This window comes from Streptomyces erythrochromogenes, from assembly GCF_036170895.1.
GTDB classification, from domain to species: Bacteria; Actinomycetota; Actinomycetes; order Streptomycetales; family Streptomycetaceae; genus Streptomyces; species Streptomyces erythrochromogenes.
This window is the reverse complement of the sequence record NZ_CP108036.1, coordinates 4,706,654-4,724,372: the sequence shown is the minus strand read 5'-3', so window position 1 is coordinate 4,724,372 and position 17,719 is coordinate 4,706,654. Positions and strand designations below refer to the sequence as shown.

Annotated in this window: 17 protein-coding genes; 8 read left to right on the top strand and 9 right to left on the bottom strand. The window is 73.0% G+C overall.

Translation table 11 applies throughout. From position 1 onward, the window contains the following. The first annotated feature begins 5 nt into the window (after nucleotides 1-5). Nucleotides 6-470: a Zn-ribbon domain-containing OB-fold protein gene (locus tag OHA91_RS21565; protein WP_051893123.1), complete on the top strand. Its 465-nt coding sequence runs from the start codon at nucleotides 6-8 to the stop codon at nucleotides 468-470. Then, on the top strand, nucleotides 467-1,243 hold the full coding sequence (locus tag OHA91_RS21560; protein WP_031150434.1) for an enoyl-CoA hydratase/isomerase family protein: 777 nt from the start codon (nucleotides 467-469) through the stop codon (nucleotides 1,241-1,243). The genes OHA91_RS21565 and OHA91_RS21560 overlap by 4 nt, the downstream gene beginning before the upstream one ends. Before the next feature lie 102 nt (nucleotides 1,244-1,345). On the opposite strand, the gene OHA91_RS21555 is transcribed toward OHA91_RS21560, so the two are convergent. The 3 genes from OHA91_RS21555 to OHA91_RS21545 form a co-directional block, all read right to left on the bottom strand. Next, the gene (locus OHA91_RS21555; protein WP_031150432.1) at nucleotides 1,346-1,840 is read right to left on the bottom strand and encodes a peptidylprolyl isomerase; all 495 of its coding nucleotides are present in this window, start codon (nucleotides 1,838-1,840) and stop codon (nucleotides 1,346-1,348) included. A gap of 66 nt (nucleotides 1,841-1,906) precedes the next feature. Further along, nucleotides 1,907-4,318, bottom strand: a complete 2,412-nt coding sequence (locus OHA91_RS21550; protein ID WP_209441495.1) for an outer membrane protein assembly factor BamB family protein — start codon at nucleotides 4,316-4,318, stop codon at nucleotides 1,907-1,909. Nucleotides 4,319-4,511: 193 nt separating this feature from the next. After that, nucleotides 4,512-5,306, bottom strand: a complete 795-nt coding sequence (locus OHA91_RS21545) for a VOC family protein (RefSeq protein ID WP_031150428.1) — start codon at nucleotides 5,304-5,306, stop codon at nucleotides 4,512-4,514. Nucleotides 5,307-5,591: 285 nt separating this feature from the next. Here OHA91_RS21545 and OHA91_RS21540 point away from each other — a divergent pair, with 285 nt between their 5' ends. Continuing rightward, on the top strand, nucleotides 5,592-6,239 hold the full coding sequence (locus tag OHA91_RS21540) for a TetR family transcriptional regulator (RefSeq protein ID WP_031150426.1): 648 nt from the start codon (nucleotides 5,592-5,594) through the stop codon (nucleotides 6,237-6,239). 70 nt (nucleotides 6,240-6,309) lie between these two features. Here the strand turns inward: OHA91_RS21540 and OHA91_RS21535 are convergent, their stop codons facing one another. Continuing rightward, complete coding sequence (locus tag OHA91_RS21535) at nucleotides 6,310-6,792, bottom strand: nitroreductase family deazaflavin-dependent oxidoreductase (RefSeq protein ID WP_031150424.1); 483 nt, start codon at nucleotides 6,790-6,792, stop codon at nucleotides 6,310-6,312. Continuing rightward, the gene (locus tag OHA91_RS21530; RefSeq protein WP_328739779.1) at nucleotides 6,792-8,075 is read right to left on the bottom strand and encodes an acyl-CoA dehydrogenase family protein; all 1,284 of its coding nucleotides are present in this window, start codon (nucleotides 8,073-8,075) and stop codon (nucleotides 6,792-6,794) included. The genes OHA91_RS21535 and OHA91_RS21530 overlap by 1 nt, the downstream gene beginning before the upstream one ends. Nucleotides 8,076-8,277: 202 nt before the next feature. Here OHA91_RS21530 and OHA91_RS21525 point away from each other — a divergent pair, with 202 nt between their 5' ends. Next, nucleotides 8,278-9,471 carry a thiolase C-terminal domain-containing protein gene (locus tag OHA91_RS21525; RefSeq protein ID WP_328739778.1) on the top strand — a complete coding sequence of 398 codons (1,194 nt, stop codon included), beginning with the start codon at nucleotides 8,278-8,280 and terminating at the stop codon, nucleotides 9,469-9,471. Between the two features lie 465 nt (nucleotides 9,472-9,936). Further along, on the top strand, nucleotides 9,937-10,395 hold the full coding sequence (locus OHA91_RS21520) for a GNAT family N-acetyltransferase (protein ID WP_328739776.1): 459 nt from the start codon (nucleotides 9,937-9,939) through the stop codon (nucleotides 10,393-10,395). Nucleotides 10,396-11,122: 727 nt separating this feature from the next. Here OHA91_RS21520 and OHA91_RS21515 read toward each other — a convergent pair. Continuing rightward, nucleotides 11,123-11,329, bottom strand: a complete 207-nt coding sequence (locus OHA91_RS21515; protein WP_266500343.1) for a DUF4287 domain-containing protein — start codon at nucleotides 11,327-11,329, stop codon at nucleotides 11,123-11,125. Between the two features lie 183 nt (nucleotides 11,330-11,512). On the opposite strand from OHA91_RS21515, the gene OHA91_RS21510 reads away from it, so the two are divergent. Beyond that, nucleotides 11,513-12,256: a pyridoxine/pyridoxamine 5'-phosphate oxidase gene (locus tag OHA91_RS21510; protein WP_328739775.1), complete on the top strand. Its 744-nt coding sequence runs from the start codon at nucleotides 11,513-11,515 to the stop codon at nucleotides 12,254-12,256. Here OHA91_RS21510 and OHA91_RS21505 read toward each other — a convergent pair. Further along, on the bottom strand, nucleotides 12,205-12,657 hold the full coding sequence (locus tag OHA91_RS21505; RefSeq protein WP_328741154.1) for a Zn-ribbon domain-containing OB-fold protein: 453 nt from the start codon (nucleotides 12,655-12,657) through the stop codon (nucleotides 12,205-12,207). The genes OHA91_RS21510 and OHA91_RS21505 overlap by 52 nt on opposite strands. Nucleotides 12,658-12,719: 62 nt before the next feature. Continuing rightward, complete coding sequence (locus OHA91_RS21500) at nucleotides 12,720-13,172, bottom strand: hypothetical protein (RefSeq protein ID WP_031155269.1); 453 nt, start codon at nucleotides 13,170-13,172, stop codon at nucleotides 12,720-12,722. 216 nt (nucleotides 13,173-13,388) lie between these two features. Here OHA91_RS21500 and OHA91_RS21495 point away from each other — a divergent pair, with 216 nt between their 5' ends. Next, nucleotides 13,389-14,570, top strand: a complete 1,182-nt coding sequence (locus tag OHA91_RS21495; RefSeq protein WP_328739774.1) for a flavin-containing monooxygenase — start codon at nucleotides 13,389-13,391, stop codon at nucleotides 14,568-14,570. A gap of 61 nt (nucleotides 14,571-14,631) precedes the next feature. On the opposite strand, the gene OHA91_RS21490 is transcribed toward OHA91_RS21495, so the two are convergent. Continuing rightward, entirely contained in the window at nucleotides 14,632-15,141 is a 510-nt protein-coding gene (locus OHA91_RS21490) for a hypothetical protein (RefSeq protein WP_031155273.1), read from the bottom strand. A gap of 279 nt (nucleotides 15,142-15,420) precedes the next feature. Between OHA91_RS21490 and OHA91_RS21485 the strand changes: the two genes are divergently transcribed. Then, nucleotides 15,421-17,655 (top strand): acetate--CoA ligase family protein, encoded by a 2,235-nt coding sequence (locus OHA91_RS21485; RefSeq protein WP_328739773.1) that lies wholly within the window; start codon nucleotides 15,421-15,423, stop codon nucleotides 17,653-17,655. The last annotated feature ends 64 nt before the right edge of the window (nucleotides 17,656-17,719 follow it).

The window sequence follows — 17,719 nt, the reverse complement described above, 5'->3', positions numbered from 1 at the left end:
GACCGATGACCACCGCACCCGAAGCCGCCGCGTCCGCGGACGCCCTGCTCCTGCCCGTCCCCGACGACGACGGCGCCCCCTTCTGGGAGTACGCCGCCCGCGGCGAACTGCGCGTCCAGGCCTGCACCGCGTGCGGCAGACTGCGCTTCCCGCCCCGCCCCTGCTGCCCGCACTGCCGGTCCTTCGACAGCGAGTGGCGCCGCATGAGCGGCCGCGGCCGCATCTGGTCCTACGTCCGGCCGCACCCGCCGCTGCTGCCCGCCTACGCCGCGCAGGCCCCGTACAACGTGATCCTCGTCGAGCTCGCCGACGCCCCGCACATCCGGCTCGCCGGGAACCTGGTGACCTCCGCCGACGCCCCCCTCGACTCCATGGACCCGGCCCGGCTGCGCATCGGCGCACGGGTCCACGTGGTCTTCACCGAGACGGGCTCGATGGCCGTGCCGCGCTGGCTCCTGGAGAAGTCGTGACCCTGCGGGTGGAGCGGGACAAGGCGACCGGGGTCGCGGTGGTCACCCTGGACCGGGAGCGCCGGCACAACGCCGTCGACCTGGCCACCGCCGCCGAACTGGGCGAGGCGTGGCGCGAGCTCCGGTTCGCCGAGGAGGTACGGGCGGTCGTGCTGACCGGCGCCGGAACGGCCGCCTTCTGCACCGGCATCGACCGCGGCGTGGACGTGCCGCAGCCCGCCTCCCCCTACTCCGCCGACGACCCGCTGATCGCGATCGGCCCGAAGTCCTGCGACCTGTGGAAGCCGGTGATCGCCGCCGTCAACGGCATGGCCTGCGGCGGGGCCTTCTACCTGCTGGGCGAGTCGGAGTTCCTGATCGCCTCCGAGACGGCCACCTTCTTCGACCCGCACACCACGTACGGGATGGTCAGCGCCTACGAGGCCGTGTACATGGCGCAGCGCATGCCCTTCGGCGAGGCCGCCCGGATGTCCCTGATGGGCACGGCCGAACGGCTCTCCGCGCGCCGGGCCCACGAGATCGGCCTGGTCTCGGAACTGGCCGAGCCGGACGGGCTGCTCCCGGCGGCCCTGCGGGCGGCGCAGACCCTGGCCGGCTTCCCGACGGAGGCCGTGCAGGGCACCGTACGGGCCCTGTGGTCGGCGAAGCAGGCCGCACTCCAGCAGGCCCTCGCGCAGGCCCCGGCCCTGATCGCCCTGGGAAACCTGGCGCCGGAGCGGCAGGCGGAACTCTTCTCGAACCGCCGCACGGCCCCGAAGCCCCGCCTGCGCTGACCCCTCGGCCCGGGGAACGGCCCCGCCGCCGGCCCCGGACATGGCGGCGGCCCCGGCCCCCGGGTGGGGGCGGGGCCGACCGGCCGTGCAGGCGGGTGGGGATCAGGCTTCGACGACGCCGGAGGCCGCGATCTCGACCTTGCCCTTGGGGGCGCCGGACTGGGAGCCGAGGGCCTCGATCTGGTCGACGAGCTCCTGGCCCGAGACGACCTCGCCGAAGACGACGTGCTTGCCGTCGAGCCACGGGGTGAGGACCGTGGTGATGAAGAACTGCGAGCCGTTGGTGTTGCGGCCGGCGTTCGCCATCGACAGCAGGTACGGGCGGTCGTGCTTCAGCTGGAAGTTCTCGTCCTCGAACTTCTCGCCGTAGATGGACTTGCCGCCGGTGCCGTTGTGGTTGGTGAAGTCACCGCCCTGCAGCATGAACTGCGGGATGACGCGGTGGAAGCCCGAGCCGGCGTAGCCGTAGCCGTTCTGGCCGGTGGCCAGCTCACGGAAGTTGCGCGCCGTCTTCGGGACGACGTCGTCGAAGAGGTTGAAGACGATGCGGCCGGCGGGGGCGCCGTTGATGGTGATGTCGAAGTAGACGTTGCTCATGGGGTCCATCCTGTCACTCCCGGTGCGGTGCGCTACCCGGCGGGGCCGGACCCGGCCCCTGTCGGGTCACCCGCTCGTACGGGTGCCCGTGCCCTTCGCCGCGTCCAGGGCGTACACGCAGCGGTCCTTGCTGCACGCGTACACCACGCCCGCCTCCGCGACCGGGGCGCCCGTGATCTCGCCGCCCGTGGCCAGCTTCCAGCGGAGCTGACCGCCCGCAGCGTCCAGCGTGTACAGGCAGTGGTCGGCCGACCCGAAGTGCACCCGGCCGTCAGCGACCGCCGGCAGGCCCGTGATCTCGCCGCCCGCCGCGAACCGCCACTTCGGGGTGCCGGTGACCGCGTCGAGCGTGTAGAGCGCACTGCCCGCCCCCAGGTGGACGTTGCCGCCCACCACCAGCACCGGGTCGGAGGACTGCCGCGACTCCGTCGCGATCCGCCAGCGGTCCTGGCCGGTGGCCGCGTCCAGGGCGTAGACGGTGCCCAGGTAGTCGGCGAGGTAGACGCCGCCGCCCGTGACGGCCGCGCCCGGCGCGAAGGCCGGCGGGGCCAGGAAGACCGCGGGGGCCTCGAAGTGCCAGCGGACCCGGCCCGAAGCCCGGTCCACCGACAGCACCCGGGTGCCGGCCGCGACGTACACGTTGCCGTCGGGGGCGGGCGTGACCCGGACGGGCACGTTCCCGCAGGATCCGGCGTCGCCGATCGGGTACGACCAGGACTCGCGGCCGCTGCGGGCGTCCAGGGCGCGCAGCCGCGCGTCCTGCCACACGTACACCGTGCCCTCGTGGAGGACGGGGGCCGCCTCCGGGGTCTCGAAGTCGCTCTGCGCGCCCGTCAGCTCCCACAGCTTCTGGCCGCTGGACGCCTCCCAGGCCTGTACGCCGCCGCCGCGCGTGGCGGTGACGACCGTGCCGCGCTCGGCGCGCAGCCCGTACACCCAGGCGTCGGTGGACAGCCGCCACCTCTCGGAGCCGTCGGAGGCGTCGAGCGCGTAGAGGGAGGGCCCGTCGGAGGCGTGGATCCGGCCGTCGGCGACCGCCATGGACCAGGCGACGTCGCGGGTCTTGAACTGGCGGCGGCCGCTGGCCACGTCCAGGGCGTGGACCTCGAAGGAGGTCACGTACAGCAGGTTGCCCGCGACGGCCGGGGTCCCCCAGACCTCGTTCGACATGCGGAAGCGCCACGGACGCCAGCGGCCGCTGTCCGGGGCCGCGCCGGGGCCCGGAACGGACGGGGAGAGCGGCCCGGTGGCATGCGCCGGTGCGGACCCGTCGGGCGGGCGCACCCAGCCGGTCGCCGAGTCCACGGCGGGGGTGTGCGCCGCCGACGCCGAGGCCGTCGCGAACGGGCCGGGCCCGATCGGCACCGGCGAGCCGCCCAGGCGCACAGGCTCGCCCGAGGGCACCGGGGACCGCGGCGGGTGGTGCGGGCGCTGCGGCACGGCCTGGCCGGTGCGCGGGTCCACCCAGCCCTCGGCTCCCCGCGGGCGGCGGTGCGTGGCCTGCTCGGAGACCGGACCGCGGGCCCCGGCGCCGCCGCCACGGGCGTCGCGGCCGGGCGCGGGCACGGCCGCGGCGGGCGTACGGTTCCCCGCGCGCCGGGCCTCGATCATCGCGACGGCCCGCGCCGGCAGCCACGCCGAGGCGGTGCCGCTGTCGTCGCCGCCGTCGAAGAGGTGCGGGGCCAGCTGCGCCTGCAGGTCGGCCGGGGTGGGCCGCAGCGAGGCGTCCATCTGCATACAGGACTCGATCAGCGGCCGCAGCTCCTCCGGGAGCCCCTCCAGGTTCGGCCCCTCGCGCAGCAGCATGAAGACCGTCTCGACCGGGTTCGCCCCGTGGTACGGCGGGTGCCCGGTCGCGGCGAAGACCAGCGTGGAGCCGAGCGAGAAGACATCGCTGGCGCCCTTGACGCTGCGCGAGTCCTTCGCCTGCTCGGGCGACATGTAGGCGGGGGTGCCGACGGCGACGTTCGTCATGGTCAGGCGGGTGTTCGAGACACCGCTCGCGATACCGAAGTCGATCACGCGCGGGCCGTCCTCGACCACGAGCACGTTCGACGGCTTCAGGTCGCGGTGCACCAGCCCGGCGCCGTGGATGGACTGCAGCGCCTCGGCGATGCCGGCGGCGAGCCACCGTACGGCCTGGGCGGGCATGGGCCCGCACTCGTTGACGATCTCCTCCAGGGAGGGCGCCGGCACGTACGCGGTGGCCAGCCACGGCACGGCGGCCCGCGGGTCGGCATCGACCACGGCCGCGGTGTAGAAGCCGGACACGGCACGCGCCGCCTCCACCTCGCGGGTGAAGCGGACGCGGAAGAGCTGGTCCTCGGCGAGCTCGGTGCGCACCGTCTTGATCGCGACCCGCCGTCCGGAAGCGGACCGCGCGAGATAGACCAGCCCCATGCCGCCGGCGCCGAGCCGTCCCAGCACCTCGAAGGGGCCGATCCGTCTCGGGTCGTGCTGCGTCAGCTGCTCCACCACTCGCCTCCACACCTCCCCGTACGGGCCACCCACCGGGCCCGCTCCCACCGGCACGGGGCCATGCCCCGTGCAGCGTCTCATTCCGGGGCGCAGCCCGGGTCGCGCAACCCCGATTCTGTCAGGCCCGGGCCGGGTCCGGCCCCGGCACGGCGAGCAGCGCGGTGTGATCTGCCCGGCGATCCGTCCACGGCGCCTACGCGTCCGCCCCGGCGCGGGGTTCCGAGAGGAGCCCGAAGACCGCCCCCTGATTGTCCGCGACGACCGCGATCCGCCCGTAGGGGGTGTCGAAGGGGTCCGCGGTGACCCGCCCGCCGAGCCGCTTCGCCGTCGCCACCGACCGGTCGCAGTCCGGGACGGCGAAGTAGACGAGGAAGTGCGCCGGCATGATCTCCGGGAAGGCGTCGGTGATCAGGCTGCGCCCCAGGACGGCGGTGTCCGTGCCGGGCGCCTTGCCGGGCGGGGACCAGATGCGGTACTCGACGCCGGCGTCGTCCTGGTCCTGCGGGACGTAGCCGAAGACCTTCGCGTAGAAGACGTCCACGGCGTCGCGGGCCCGTGTGTAGACCTCGCTCCAGCAGTACGTGAAGGGCTCCTGCTGGGCCTCGAAGCCGTGGTGGGTGCCGGGCTGCCACAGCCCGAAGACGGCCCCGCCGGGGTCGGCGGCCATCGCGGCCGTGCCGTACGGGCCGACCGGCATCGGGTCCATCACCATCTGGCCGCCTGCGGCGCGGATGCGCTGGGCGCAGGCGTAGGCGTCGTTGGTGTAGAGGTAGACGCCCCAGACCGTGGGCATCCGGCCGTCGGGCTTGGGGGCGAGGGCGGCGACGTTGCGACCCCGGCTGTAGGCCTGCGTGTAGTGGCCGTACTCGGCGCCCGCGCTGTCCGCGAAGGTCCACCCGAAGAGCTCGCCGTAGAACCGCTTGCCCGCCTCGACGTCCGGAAGCGAGGCGTCCACCCAGCAGGGTGCGCCTTCCACGAATGCGGCCATGGGCCCGGTTCCTTCCGTTCTGCGGGGGTGTGTACCCTCCCACCTCTCCCAGCCATGATCCGCCCGAAAACTTGTCCACAGCCTGTTGATAAGACTATTCGGGGGAAAGCTCGCGGAACGGGGCGACACGCCCGGACCCTGACGACGGGGCGGCGACGGGGCGCATCCGGCCGGAAATCCCCTCCGCGGCCGCCCGGGACGGCCTCCCGCCCAGGCCAGGGACCCCGTAACCCCATTTGCAGGCGGCCGAATAGCGCGCCGATCACCCCTCGGTAAGCTGACGGCATGACAGGACAAGTACGCACCGTCGACGGGCGTGTCGCCGGCCGGCGCGGCCAGGCGACGCGGCAGAAGCTGCTCGACTGCCTCAGCGAGATGCTCAGCTCCTCGCCGTACCGCGACGTCAAGGTGATCGACGTCGCGCGCAAGGCCGGTACCTCCCCCGCGACCTTCTACCAGTACTTCCCGGACGTCGAGGGCGCCGTCCTGGAGATCGCCGAGCAAATGGCCACCGAGGGCGCGCAGTTGACGTCGCTCGTCGAAGGCCGGACCTGGGTCGGCAAGTCCGGGTGGTCAGCCGCCGAGGAACTCGTCGACGGCTTCCTGGAGTTCTGGCGTCGCAACGACGCCATCCTGCGCGTGGTCGATCTCGGCGCGGCCGAGGGCGACAAGCGGTTCTACAAGATCCGCATGAAGATCCTGAACTCGGTCACCAACTCCCTCACGGAATCGGTGAAGGAGCTCCAGGCCAAGGGCAAGGTCGACAAGGACGTCAGCCCCGCCGCGATGGCCGGCTCCCTGGTCGCGATGCTGGCCGCGGTCGCCTCGCACCAGAAGGGCTTCCAGACCTGGGGCGTCAAGCAGGCCGAGCTCAAGCCGAACCTGGCCCTGCTCGTCCACCTCGGCATCACGGGCAAGAAGCCGACCAAGTAACGGCGGACCCGCTCCGGGTCCGCCGCCCCGGCCGGCTCCGCGCCGGCGCCACGCCACGGTCCGCCCGGGATCAGCGACGCTCCAGGCGGAACAGCCGGATCTCACGCTCGATGCGCGCCTGGTACGTCGCGTACGGCGGCCAGAACCCCAACACCGCCTGCCACGCCGCCGCGCGCTCCTCACCCGCCAGCAGCCGGGCCCGTACGGCTATGTCCTTGCCTTGCCAACTCACGTCCGCGTCCGGGTGCTTGAGGAGGTTCCCGGTCCATGCCGGGTGCCCGGGGCGGCCGAAGTTGGACCCGATCAGGATCCAGCTCGTCCCGCCGTCCTCCGGCATGCACGCCAGCGGCGTGGTGCGCGGTTCGCCGGTCCGGGCGCCCTTGGCGGTGAGGATCACGCCCGGCAGCATCTGCGCGCTCAGGATGACCTTGCCGCGGGTGAGCTTGTGCACCGCCTTGTCCATGGCGGGGATGAAGTGCGGTGCGATCTTGGCGAACAGCATGGTCGAGGAGACCTTCTGCATCAGCTTGACGCCGGGAGCCACGCGAGCCATCAGACGGCCACCTTCTCTTGTGCGGGCGAGGACGCGGCGACCGCCGCGACGGTGGATACGGGTCCGTGTGCGGGTGCGGGTGCATGCGTGGCGGCGGCCGGTGCCGGCCCGAACAGGCCCGCGCGGTCCGCGGCGTGCGCCCGCAGCCGGTGCACCGGCCCGAACAGCAGCTCGTCGGAGGCCGCCCGCTTGAAGTACAGGTGCGCGTCGTGCTCCCAGGTGAAGCCGATGCCGCCGTGCAGCTGGATCGCCTCCCCCGCCGTCATCCGCAGCGCCTCCAGGGCCTGGGCGAGCGCGAGGCCGCCCTGGTCCGGGTCCCAGGCGGCGTAGTAGGCCGCCGAGCGGGCCGCCTGCACCTGCACGTACAGGTCGGCGAGCCGGTGCTTGACCGCCTGGAAGGAGCCGATCGCCCGACCGAACTGCTCACGCCGGCACACGTACTCCGCGGTGCGCGCGAGCGCCCGGCCGGCCGCCCCGACCGCCTCGGCGGCGAGCACGGCGGAGGCGGTGCGCCCGGTGGCGGCGAGGGCCCCGAGCACGTCGGCCTCCCGACCCTCCCCGTCCGGAGCGCCGAGCAACTCGGCAGGCACGTCGCGCAGTTGGATCCGGGCCTGCGGGCGGGTCTCGTCGAGCACGGTCTGCCGGGACCGTACGAGGCCGGGCGCGCCCTCCCGTACGAGGAACAGCAGCGTACGGCTGCGCGCGAAGCCGCCGGCGTGCGCGGCGACCAGCAGCAGCGGGGCGCTGTGGCCGTCGAGCACCTGGGCGGCCTCCCCGTACAGCCGCCAGCCCTCGCCGGCGGCATCGGCGCGGGCCTGGATCCCGCCGGCCCGGCCGCCGCCGGACCACTGGCCTGCGGGGTCTTCGCCGGTCAGCGCCAGGGCGGTGGCCAGCGCCGGACCGGGGACGGCGAGGGCGGCGGTCGACCCGCCCGAGGCCAGCGACGGGAGCAGCGCGGAGCGCTGGGCGTCGGTGCCGAGGGCGGTGATCAGGGGCACGCACAGCGCGGCGGTGGCCAGCAGGGGCGAGGGCAGCAGCGCCCGCCCGGTCTCCTCGCAGGCCAGCGCCAGGTCGGCCGGGCCGCAGCCGACCCCGCCGTACTCCTCGGCGACGGCGATCCCCGGCAGCCCGAGCTGCCGGGAGAGCTGCTGCCACAGCTCGCGGTCGTACCCGTCGGCGGTGCGGACCGCCGCCTTGACCTCGTCGGGGCCGCAGCGCTTGCCCAGGATCTCGCGCAGGGTGCGCCGTATCTCGTCCTGCTCCGCGGTGAAGGCGGCATCCATCGTCGGGCTCCTCCCGGGGGCACCTCCCAGCGGCAGCCGGGGGCGTTTCTGACGGGGCGTCATGTTAGGGCGACGGGCGACAGATGCACAGGGGCCGACGGGGGCGGGTTGGGGGCGGGGCGGGGTGCGCGGGGTCCGGGCCGGCACGGGGTCCGGACCGGGGGTCTGGCATCTGACGATACGTCAGATGTACCGTCCTCGCATGCCTGGACTCACACCTGGAACCACCCCCCGCCCCCGCCGGCGGGTCGCGGTGGTCGGCGTCGCCCTCTCCGACTGCGGCCGGGTGGACGGCCCCACCCCGTACGCCCTGCACGCGCAGGCCGCCCGCCGAGCCCTGGCCGACTCCGGCCTCGACCGCTCCGTCATCGACGGCTTCGCCTCGGCCGGCCTCGGCACTCTCGCCCCGGCCGAGGTGGCCGAGTACCTCGGCCTGCGCCCCACCTGGGTCGACTCCACCTCCGTGGGCGGCTCGACCTGGGAGGTGATGGCCGCGCACGCGGCGGACGCGATCGCCGCCGGACACGCCAACGCCGTCCTGCTGGTCTACGGCTCCACGGCCCGCGCCGACATCAAGGCCCGGCGCCGCACGTCGAACCTCTCCTTCGGGGCGCGGGGACCGCTGCAGTTCGAGGTCCCGTACGGCCACACGCTGATCTCCAAGTACGCCATGGCCGCCCGCCGCCACATGCACCAGTACGGAACGACCCTGGAGCAGCTCGCCTCCGTCGCCGTACAGGCCCGGGCGAACGCGGCGACCAACCCCGACGCGATGTTCCGCGACCCGATCACCGTCGAGGACGTCCTTTCCGGCGAGATGATCGCCGACCCCTTCACGAAGCTGCACTGCTGCATCCGCTCGGACGGCGGCTGCGCGGTGCTCCTGGCCGCGGAGGACTACGTACCCGACACCGCGAAGGCCCCGGTGTGGATCCTGGGGGCGGGCACCTCCGTCTCCCACACGACCATGTCGGAGTGGGAGGACTTCACCGTGTCCCCCGCCGCCGTCTCGGGCCGCATCGCCTTCGAGCAGGCGGGTCTCACCCCCGCGGACGTGGACCTCGCGGAGATCTACGACGCCTTCACCTACATGACGCTGGTGACCCTGGAGGACCTCGGCTTCTGCGCGAAGGGCGAGGGCGGGGCCTTCGTGGAGAAGGGCCGCCTGCTGCGCGACGGGGAGCTACCGGTCAACACGGACGGAGGCGGCCTGTCGGCCTGCCACCCCGGCATGCGCGGGCTGTTCCTCCTGGTCGAGGCAGTCCGCCAACTCCGCGGCGAGGCAGGGGGAGGCCAGGTCACCAAACCCGGCGGCCACCTCCCCGAGGTAGCCCTCACCTCTGGCACAGGCGGCTGGTTCTGCTCCTCGGGCACGGTCCTCCTGGGGCGGGGATAGGGGAGGGAGGAGGGAAGGGCGGGGGGAGGGTGGGGGTGGCTCCGGGGAGCAGGGTTTCGGCGGGGCGGCATCAGAGCTGTCTTGGGGGTTTCCCGTCAGTCCCATCGTCTCTCCGGTTCGTGCCGGTCCCTCAAGGGCGCTCCTTCGTCGCGTCGCTTCGCGATGGCCTACGGCCACCCTTGACCGCCCGTCCCGCCCCGGAAATACGAGGACAGCCGGGAACCCCCCAAAGGAACGGGTCGGGCCTTTCTTTTCAGGGACGGCCACATCAGCGATGCGCGGGGCGGTCGGGGAAGCGCGTCTAATCGCTACGCGCTCCTCACGGCTCGGCGTCTGCCAGCCTCTGTGGCTGGACATAGGCCGCCATCGATCGCTACGCGCTTCTCGATCACGCGTCCGCAGACGGTCTGGGGCTGGCCATCAGCGTTCTGACCTGGGACGTCTTGGTCCGTCTAAGCTTGGCGCATGAAGATCACCGTGCGGTCGGCTGTCGGGGCGGATCTACCATCCCTGCTGACTCTCTACGGCGAGCTGAATCCTGACGACGCACCACTGCCTCGGGAAAAGGCCGATGCCGTATGGGCGACCATCTCCAGTCAGCTGGGGCGGACCGTGCTGGTGGCGGATGCCGAAGGCGTCGTGGTCGGCACCGCAGACTGCCTGGTTCTGTCGAACCTCACCCGTGGCGGTCGGGCCATCCTCTTCGTGGAGAACGTCGTGGTCGCCGAGGCATTCCAGCGGCGAGGCGTCGGGCGCGAGCTGATGAAGGCCGTCGTTCAGCTGGGTGCGTCGGCCGGTTGCTACAAGGTGCAGCTCCTGGCAGCCGACGACGAATACGTCCACAGCTTCTACGAGTCGTGCGGCTTCCAGACCCGAGCGGAAGGGTTTCGCCGCTACATCGACCGACATGACCAGATGATCTGACCCCTGCCTGGGGCGGCAATGCGTCAGAGGACGGCTGAGGCGATGCCAATCCATGCCTGGGTGAGCGCGCGCCCCAAAGAGCCGACAGATTACCCCAATTACCCCTTTTTGTGCGCGCGGCTGCGACCTCACCTCGCCCTTGATGGGGGTTGGCATCGGCTCAGCCGATGGATGGACCTCCCGCCCCCAAAACCGCCCCTCCCAGCCCCCAACAAGGGCCGGACGCGGTCTCGGAGAAGCGCGTAGCGATCGATGGCGGCGTATGTCCAGCCCAAGAGGCTCGCAGACGCTTCACGACAGGAGCGCGTAGCGATTTGAGGCGGCTTATGTCCAGCCCCTGGCGGCTCGCAGACGCTTAAACGACAGGAGCGCGTAGCGATTTGGGGCGCACCGGGCTCCGCCCGGGCAGGGCACCGCCCCGAGTGTGTCTTCTCTCCCCCCGGCCCGTCCCTTTGGGGGCTTCCCGGCAGTCTTTCGGATTTCCGGGGCGGGACGGGCGGTCAAGGGTGGCCGAAGGCCATCGCGCAGCGACGCGACCGAAGGGAGCGCCCTTGACGGGCCGGCACGAACCGGAGAGACGATGGGACTGACGGGAAACCCCCAGCACATCCCTGATCCCGCCCCGCCGAAACACCGCCCCACACCACCCCGCGCCTCCCACCCCGCCCGACGTCAGCCGCCGCCCCTATTTCCCCTCCCCTCTTCCCCCTCCCCTCTTTCCCCTCCCCTATTTCCCCTCCGCCAGCGTGTCCGCCACCAGGGCGTTGGCGTGGCCGTGACCCAGGCCGTGTTCCGTCTTGAGCCAGGCGACGAGCTCCATGTGCTTGGTCAGCGGCGAGGACCTGATGAGGTCCTTCCATTCGGCGATCGGTCGGCCGTACTTCTTCTCGATCGACGGGAAGTAGCTGGCGGGGCCCTTCACGGCGTCTGCCACGGGAGTCTCCTTCGTTGCGGTGTCGTCGTAGGTATGACCGTCGGCGGAACGGAAACTGAGCGGCCGGTCCCGCGTGATCTGCGCCACACCAACCACGTGTTGGCCGGCAACCCCTACCGCGCACTCCGGCCGGACCCTCCGACCCCGCCGCTCCGAGGCCCGGCCGCGCTTAGCCTGGGCGCCATGAGCAGCGAGATCAGCAGCGGGATCAGCGACGAGGCCGGTGACGGAACCGGCGCAGCCGGCGGCAAGACCGGTGGCGGGGTCGGCGGTGAGGAGTTCCGTGCGGTCCTGCACGCCCTGCGCGTGTGGGACTCCCCTCTCCCAGGGTTCGACACCGGGGCGGCGCCCGGCGAGCCGGTGGCGCTGTTCCGGGAGTGGTTCGTGCACGCCGCCCGGGCCGGGCAGCCGGAGCCGCACACGATGAGCCTGGCCACGGTGGACGGCGAGGGGCGGCCCGACGTACGGACGCTGATGCTGCACGACGTCGACGCGCGGGGCTGGCACTTCGCCTCGCACGCCACGAGCGCCAAGGGCGCGCAGCTGGCGGCGCGGCCGGAGGCCGCGCTCGGGTTCTACTGGCCGTCGGTCGGCCGGCAGGTCCGGATCCGGGGCGAGGTCACCGCGTGCGGCCCGGAGGAGAGCCGGGCGGACCTGGCGGTCCGTTCGCGCGGTGCGCTCGCGGCCGCGCTCACGGGCCGGCAGAGCGAGGTGCTGGGCTCTGCGGAGGAACTGGCGCGGGCTTCGGAGGCCGCCTGGGAGCGGGCCGGGGCGGAGCCGAACGCGCCGGCCCCGACCTGGACGCGGTACGTACTGGCCCCCGCCGAGGTGGAGTTCTTCCAGGGGGACGCCTCCCGCAGGCACACCCGTCTGCGCTACCGGCGCTCCGCCGGCGGCTCCTGGGTGCGCGAGCTGCTCTGGCCCTGAGCGGGCCGGAAGACCGCCACCCACACCCCGTCCGCCGCCTCGCGGAAGGTGACCGTCAGGGGCATGCCGATGCGCAGGCCGGCGGCCTCGCAGTCGACCACCTCGGTCATCATCCGCGGGCCTTCGGCCAGGTCGACGACGGCCGCCGCGTAGGGGACGCGCGTGCCGAACGGCGGGAGGTCGTTGCGGTGGATCACCGACCACGTGTAGAGGGTGGCGCGGCCGCTCGCGGTCTCCCAGGCCACCCGGTCCTCGCCGGCCCAGCAGTGGGGGCAGAACTCGCGCGGGTAGTGGTGTGCCCGCCCGCAGTCGCCGCACCGCCGCAGCAGGAGCCGGCCCTGCGCCGCCGCGTCCCAGTAGGGGCGGGTGAAGTCGTCCGCCTCGGGGAGGTCGTGGCGCACGGTGACACCGCCGGTACCGCCGCCGGTACCGCCGCCGGTACCGCCGGTGCCGCCCGTGCCGCTCACAGGAACAGTCCGATCGCCGCGTCGAGGGACCAGGTCTGCCAGGACATGGCGAGGAGCGCGACGAACGAGATGAGCGCCATCATCGCGTTCTGCCCCTGCTCGGCCCAGTCGTGGATCATCAGCACGAGGTAGAGGAGGTTCAGCAGGAGTCCGCCGATCAGGGCGACCGGGGTCAGGAAGCCGAACACCAGGCCCAGCCCGAGGGCGAGTTCCGCGTAGACGACGATGTACGCCATCACCTTCGGCCGGGGTGCGACGACCAGCTGGAAGCCGCCCTTGACGAAGGTCCAGCGGTGCTTGTTCGCGACGTCGGCGGCCCACGCGATGCCGGTGCCGCGTTCGAACCAGCCCTTCTTGTCCTTGTGCCGCCAGCTCTCCAGCCACCACAGGCCGAGGCCTATCCGGAGCACGGCGAGCCATTCGGCCCCACTGAGCCAGATGGTCTGCATCGGCAGCCCCCATCCCTCTCACCATTGATCTGACGGTACGTCAGTTCAGCGGATGCGGGCCGATCTCGCAAGGCCCCGGCCGGGACGGACCGGCCGCGGGGACCGGGCGTGACGGAAATCCGCTCGGAGCCCGGCACTCCGCCCGTGACCGATCCGCAATCGATTCCCTCCTTGTCCGAGACCCATCAACCCAGCGTGGCGATACGATCACACCTCATGCCCGCAGTCCCCGCACCAGCAGTCGACATGACCACCCAGCCCCGCCCCGTGTACGTCATCGGGGCCGGCCCCGGCGGCCTCGCCGCGGCCGCCGCGCTGCGCGCACGCGGGATCCGCGCCGTGGTCGTCGAGAAGTCCGACACCATCGGCGCGTCCTGGCGGCGCCACTACGACCGGCTGCACCTGCACACCACGCGCCGGCTGTCCGCCCTCCCGGGCCTGGCGATGCCGCGCCGGTTCGGACGCTGGGTCTCCCGCGACAACGTCGTGCGCTACCTGGAGAAGTACGCCGAGTTCCACGAGCTGGAGCTCGTCACCGGCGTCGAGGTGACCCGGATCGAGCCCGACCCCGGCGAGGAGGGCGGCTGGACCCTGCACGCCAGCGGCGGGCGGGTGCTGACCGCAGCGGCCGTCGTCGTCGCCACCGGCTTCAACCACACGCCCAGGCTGCCCGACTGGCCGGGCCGGGAGTCGTACGGCGGCGGGCTGCTGCACGCCGCCGACTACCGCAACCCCCAGCCGTACGCGGGCCAGGACGTCCTCGTCGTCGGTGTCGGCAACACCGGCGCCGAGATAGCCGTCGACCTCGCCGAGGGCGGCGCGGCCCGGGTGCGGCTCGCCGTGCGCACCGCCCCGCACGTCATGCGCCGCTCGACGGCCGGCTGGCCGGCCCAGCGCAGCGGGATCCTCGTCCGGCGGCTGCCGGTGCGGCTCGTGGACCGGCTGGGCGCGCTCGTGGCCCGGGCCTCCGTCCCGGACCTGTCGGCGTACGGGCTCCCGCGCCCCGCCACCGGCCTGTACAGCCGGGTCAAGGAGGGGGCGATCCCGGTCCAGGACGTGGGCCTGATCGACGCGGTGCGCTCCGGCAAGGTGGAGCCGGTGGCCGCCGTGGAGTCCTTCGACGGGCCTGACGTGGTCCTCGCGGACGGCTCGCGGATCACCCCGGACGCGGTGGTCGCGGCCACCGGCTACCACCGCCGGCTGGAGGGGCTGGTCGGCCACCTCGGCGTACTGGACGAGCGCGGCCGGCCCCGTACGCACGGCGCCCGCACCGCCGCGGGGGCCGACGGCCTGTACTTCACCGGCTTCTCCAACCCCATCAGCGGGATGTTCCGGGAGATGGCCCGGGACGCGGAGAAGATCGCCAAGGCGGTGGCCCGGCGGACGTCCGGCAGCTGAGCCGCCGCCCGCACCGCCTGCGGAGGGGTACTGCCGACGCCTGTCGGCGCCCGCCGGCGCGTCACAGCAGGTGGTCCAGGTCGTAGAGGCGCCGGCGCCACCAGGCTCCCCTGCGGTGCGGCTGCCGGTGGGCGAACGGGTCGGGCACGGTCCGGCGCCACAGCTCCTCGTCCAGTCCGGCCAACAGGGCCTCCAGTTCCCGGCGCGGCCAGGGCGGCAGCCTGTGGACGACCAGTTCGAGGAGATCCCGGGCCACGGCGATGTCGTTGCGGAGGTCGCACTGCTCGCAGCCGCAGTAGTCGCGCCGCAGGTACAGCCAGCGGCCCGGAAGGGTGAGGAAGGAGCGACAGGTCGCGAGGGCCGTCGCGGTCGCCCCGGGCCAGAGCCCTTCGTCGTACGGGCGCCGGCACTCCTCGCGGTGGATCGCGGCGACCGTCCGGGAGGAGAGCCGGTCGATCCGGGTGGGCCACGGCCTGGGCGGCTGGAAGCCCCCACAGTGGCCGGCACCCGTGTACATCGCTTGGGGCAGGGCCAGTTCGGCGCGCAGTGCGCCCGGTCGCCTACGCGGCATGGGCCTTTCGGACAGCAGTCATGCAGTAGATGATCACACCGCCGCGGGAGAACATCCAGGGCCGCGGGCGGCGGGCGCGCCGACCCGGACCGCGGGCGGGTGATCTCGGCCGGAAGTGCACTCTGGACCCGCTCCGCGGGAATCTGTCACCGTTCACCACACCACCTCCACCAGCTTTCCTGCGCAGCCCTGTTCCTGACGGCACGTCAGTTCAGTAATCTGACTACACGTCAGTTATCGAGTTCCATCGAGGTTCATCGAGCAGGAGCGGGCGGAACGATGCTTGGATCTACTCACGGCACCCTCACCACCGACTTCCGCGCACGGGTCGAGGCCTGCGGGGAGACCCCCAGGACGGCCGTCCATTCGTCGGCGGCGCCCTCCTCCGACGACGCGATCCCCGTGGACGTCAGCGGACGGCCGCTGCACGCCGACGTACCCGACCTGGACCGGTTCTTCCGGCCCGAGTCCGTGGCCGTCATCGGCGCCTCCGACGCCGAGGGCAGACCCAACACCGGCATCACCCGCCAGCTGATCGCCTGGGCGGACCGCGTCGGCGCCCGGATCCATCCCGTGCACCCCACCCGCCCCACCGTCTTCGGGCTGGCCTGCCACGCCTCCGTCGCCGACCTGCCCGAACAGGTGGACCTCGCCGTCCTGCTGGTCTCCGACCCGCTGCCCGTCATCGAGGAACTCGCCGACACCAAAGTGAAGTTCGCCGTCGCCTTCGCCTCCGGCTTCGCGGAGACCGGCGGCGCCGGAGCCGCCGCCCAGGAACGCCTCGCCGCCGCGGTCCGGCGCTCCGGGCTGCGCCTGCTGGGCCCCAACACCAACCTCAACGCCTTCGAGGAGTTCCGCGACGACCTCGACGGCCCGGCGATCGCCCTGATCACGCAGTCCGGCCACCAGGGCCGGCCCGTCTACACCCTCCAGGAACTGGGCATCCGCCTCTCCCACTGGGCACCCACCGGCAACGAGGCCGATCTGGAGACCTCCGACTTCATCTCCTACTTCGCCGAGCAGCCCGAGGTGGGCGCCATCGCCTGCTACGTCGAGGGCCTCAAGGACGGCCGGTCCTTCCTCCTGGCCGCCGACCGGGCCGCCCGCAACGGCGTCCCCGTCGTCGCCGTCAAGGTCGGCCGCACCGAGGCCGGCGCCCGCATGGCCGCCTCCCACACCGGGAAGCTGACCGGCGCCGACACCGTCGTGGACGCCGCCATGCGCCAGTTCGGCGTGATCCGCGTCGACGGCCTGGACGAGCTCCAGGACACGGCCGCCCTCCTCGCCCGGGCCCGCAGGCCCGAGGCCGACGGCGTCGTCGTGTACTCCATCTCCGGCGGCACCGGGGCCCACTTCTCCGACCTGGCCACCGAGGCGGGCCTGACCCTGCCCACCCTCTCGCAGGCCAAGCAGGACGAACTCCACCAGTGGATCCCGCCGTACCTGAACGTCGCCAACCCCGTCGACAACGGCGGCCACCCCGTCGGCGACTGGCGCGGCCGGAAGATCATCGACGCGATCCTCGCCGACCCCTCGGTGGGCGTCCTGATCTGTCCGATCACCGGCCCCTTCCCCCCGATGAGCGACAAGCTCGCGCAGGACCTGGTGGATGCCGCCGAGCAGACCGACAAGCTGATCTGCGTGATCTGGGGCTCCCCGGTCGGCACCGAGGACGCCTACCGCACCACCCTCCTCGGCTCCTCCCGCGTGGCCACCTTCCGCACCTTCGGCAACTGCATCACCGCCGTCCGCGCCTACCTCGGCCACCACCGCTTCACCGCCCGCTACCGCTCCCCCTTCGAGGACGCACCGCGCACGCCGTCGCCCTCGTACCGCAAGGCGCAGGCCCTCATGCGGCCGGGACAGCAGCTCAGCGAGCACGCCGCGAAGCAGCTCCTGCGCGCCTACGGGATACGCGTGCCCCGCGAGCAGCTGGTGACGAGCGCGGCGGCGGCCGTGCGCGCCGCCGGCCTGGTCGGCTACCCGGTGGTGATGAAGGCCTCCGGCCCGCAGCTCGGCCACAAGACCGAACTCGGCCTGGTGAAGATCGGCCTGACCTCCGCGAGCCAGATCCGCGACGCGTACCGGGAGCTGACCGACATCGCCCGCTACGAGAACGTCCCGCTCGACGGGATCCTGGTCTGCCAGATGGTCGAACGGGGCGTGGAGATGGTCGTCGGGGTCACCCAGGACGACCTCTTCGGCCCGACCGTCACCGTCGGGCTGGGCGGCGTCCTCGTCGAGGTCCTGCACGACGCGGCGGTCCGCGTCCCGCCGTTCGGCGAGGACCAGGCACGGGCGATGCTCACGGAGCTGCGCGGCCACGCCCTCCTGGAAGGCGTACGGGGAGCGCCCCCGGCCGACGTGGACGCGCTGGTGGAGGTCGTCCTGCGGATCCAGCGGATGGCCCTGGAGCTCGGCGACCAACTCTCCGAGCTGGACATCAACCCCCTCATGGTCCTCCCCCGCGGCCAGGGCGCGGTCGCCCTGGACGCCCTCGCCATCTGCCGCTGACGTTGCGCTCGCCGCCCGGCCACCGCTGCCGGGCTCAGGAGCGGGGGCCCGGGGGCAGCGCCCC

Coding starts and splice junctions, on each gene's coding strand:
- OHA91_RS21495 (WP_328739774.1), top strand. CDS start 13,389: ATGCCCGCAGTCCCCGCACCAGCAGTCGACATGACCACCCAGCCCCGC.
- OHA91_RS21490 (WP_031155273.1), bottom strand. CDS start 15,141: ATGCCGCGTAGGCGACCGGGCGCACTGCGCGCCGAACTGGCCCTGCCC.
- OHA91_RS21545 (WP_031150428.1), bottom strand. CDS start 5,306: ATGGCCGCATTCGTGGAAGGCGCACCCTGCTGGGTGGACGCCTCGCTT.
- OHA91_RS21500 (WP_031155269.1), bottom strand. CDS start 13,172: ATGCAGACCATCTGGCTCAGTGGGGCCGAATGGCTCGCCGTGCTCCGG.
- OHA91_RS21485 (WP_328739773.1), top strand. CDS start 15,421: ATGCTTGGATCTACTCACGGCACCCTCACCACCGACTTCCGCGCACGG.
- OHA91_RS21540 (WP_031150426.1), top strand. CDS start 5,592: ATGACAGGACAAGTACGCACCGTCGACGGGCGTGTCGCCGGCCGGCGC.
- OHA91_RS21510 (WP_328739775.1), top strand. CDS start 11,513: ATGAGCAGCGAGATCAGCAGCGGGATCAGCGACGAGGCCGGTGACGGA.
- OHA91_RS21525 (WP_328739778.1), top strand. CDS start 8,278: ATGCCTGGACTCACACCTGGAACCACCCCCCGCCCCCGCCGGCGGGTC.
- OHA91_RS21565 (WP_051893123.1), top strand. CDS start 6: ATGACCACCGCACCCGAAGCCGCCGCGTCCGCGGACGCCCTGCTCCTG.
- OHA91_RS21535 (WP_031150424.1), bottom strand. CDS start 6,792: ATGGCTCGCGTGGCTCCCGGCGTCAAGCTGATGCAGAAGGTCTCCTCG.
- OHA91_RS21520 (WP_328739776.1), top strand. CDS start 9,937: ATGAAGATCACCGTGCGGTCGGCTGTCGGGGCGGATCTACCATCCCTG.
- OHA91_RS21555 (WP_031150432.1), bottom strand. CDS start 1,840: ATGAGCAACGTCTACTTCGACATCACCATCAACGGCGCCCCCGCCGGC.
- OHA91_RS21530 (WP_328739779.1), bottom strand. CDS start 8,075: ATGGATGCCGCCTTCACCGCGGAGCAGGACGAGATACGGCGCACCCTG.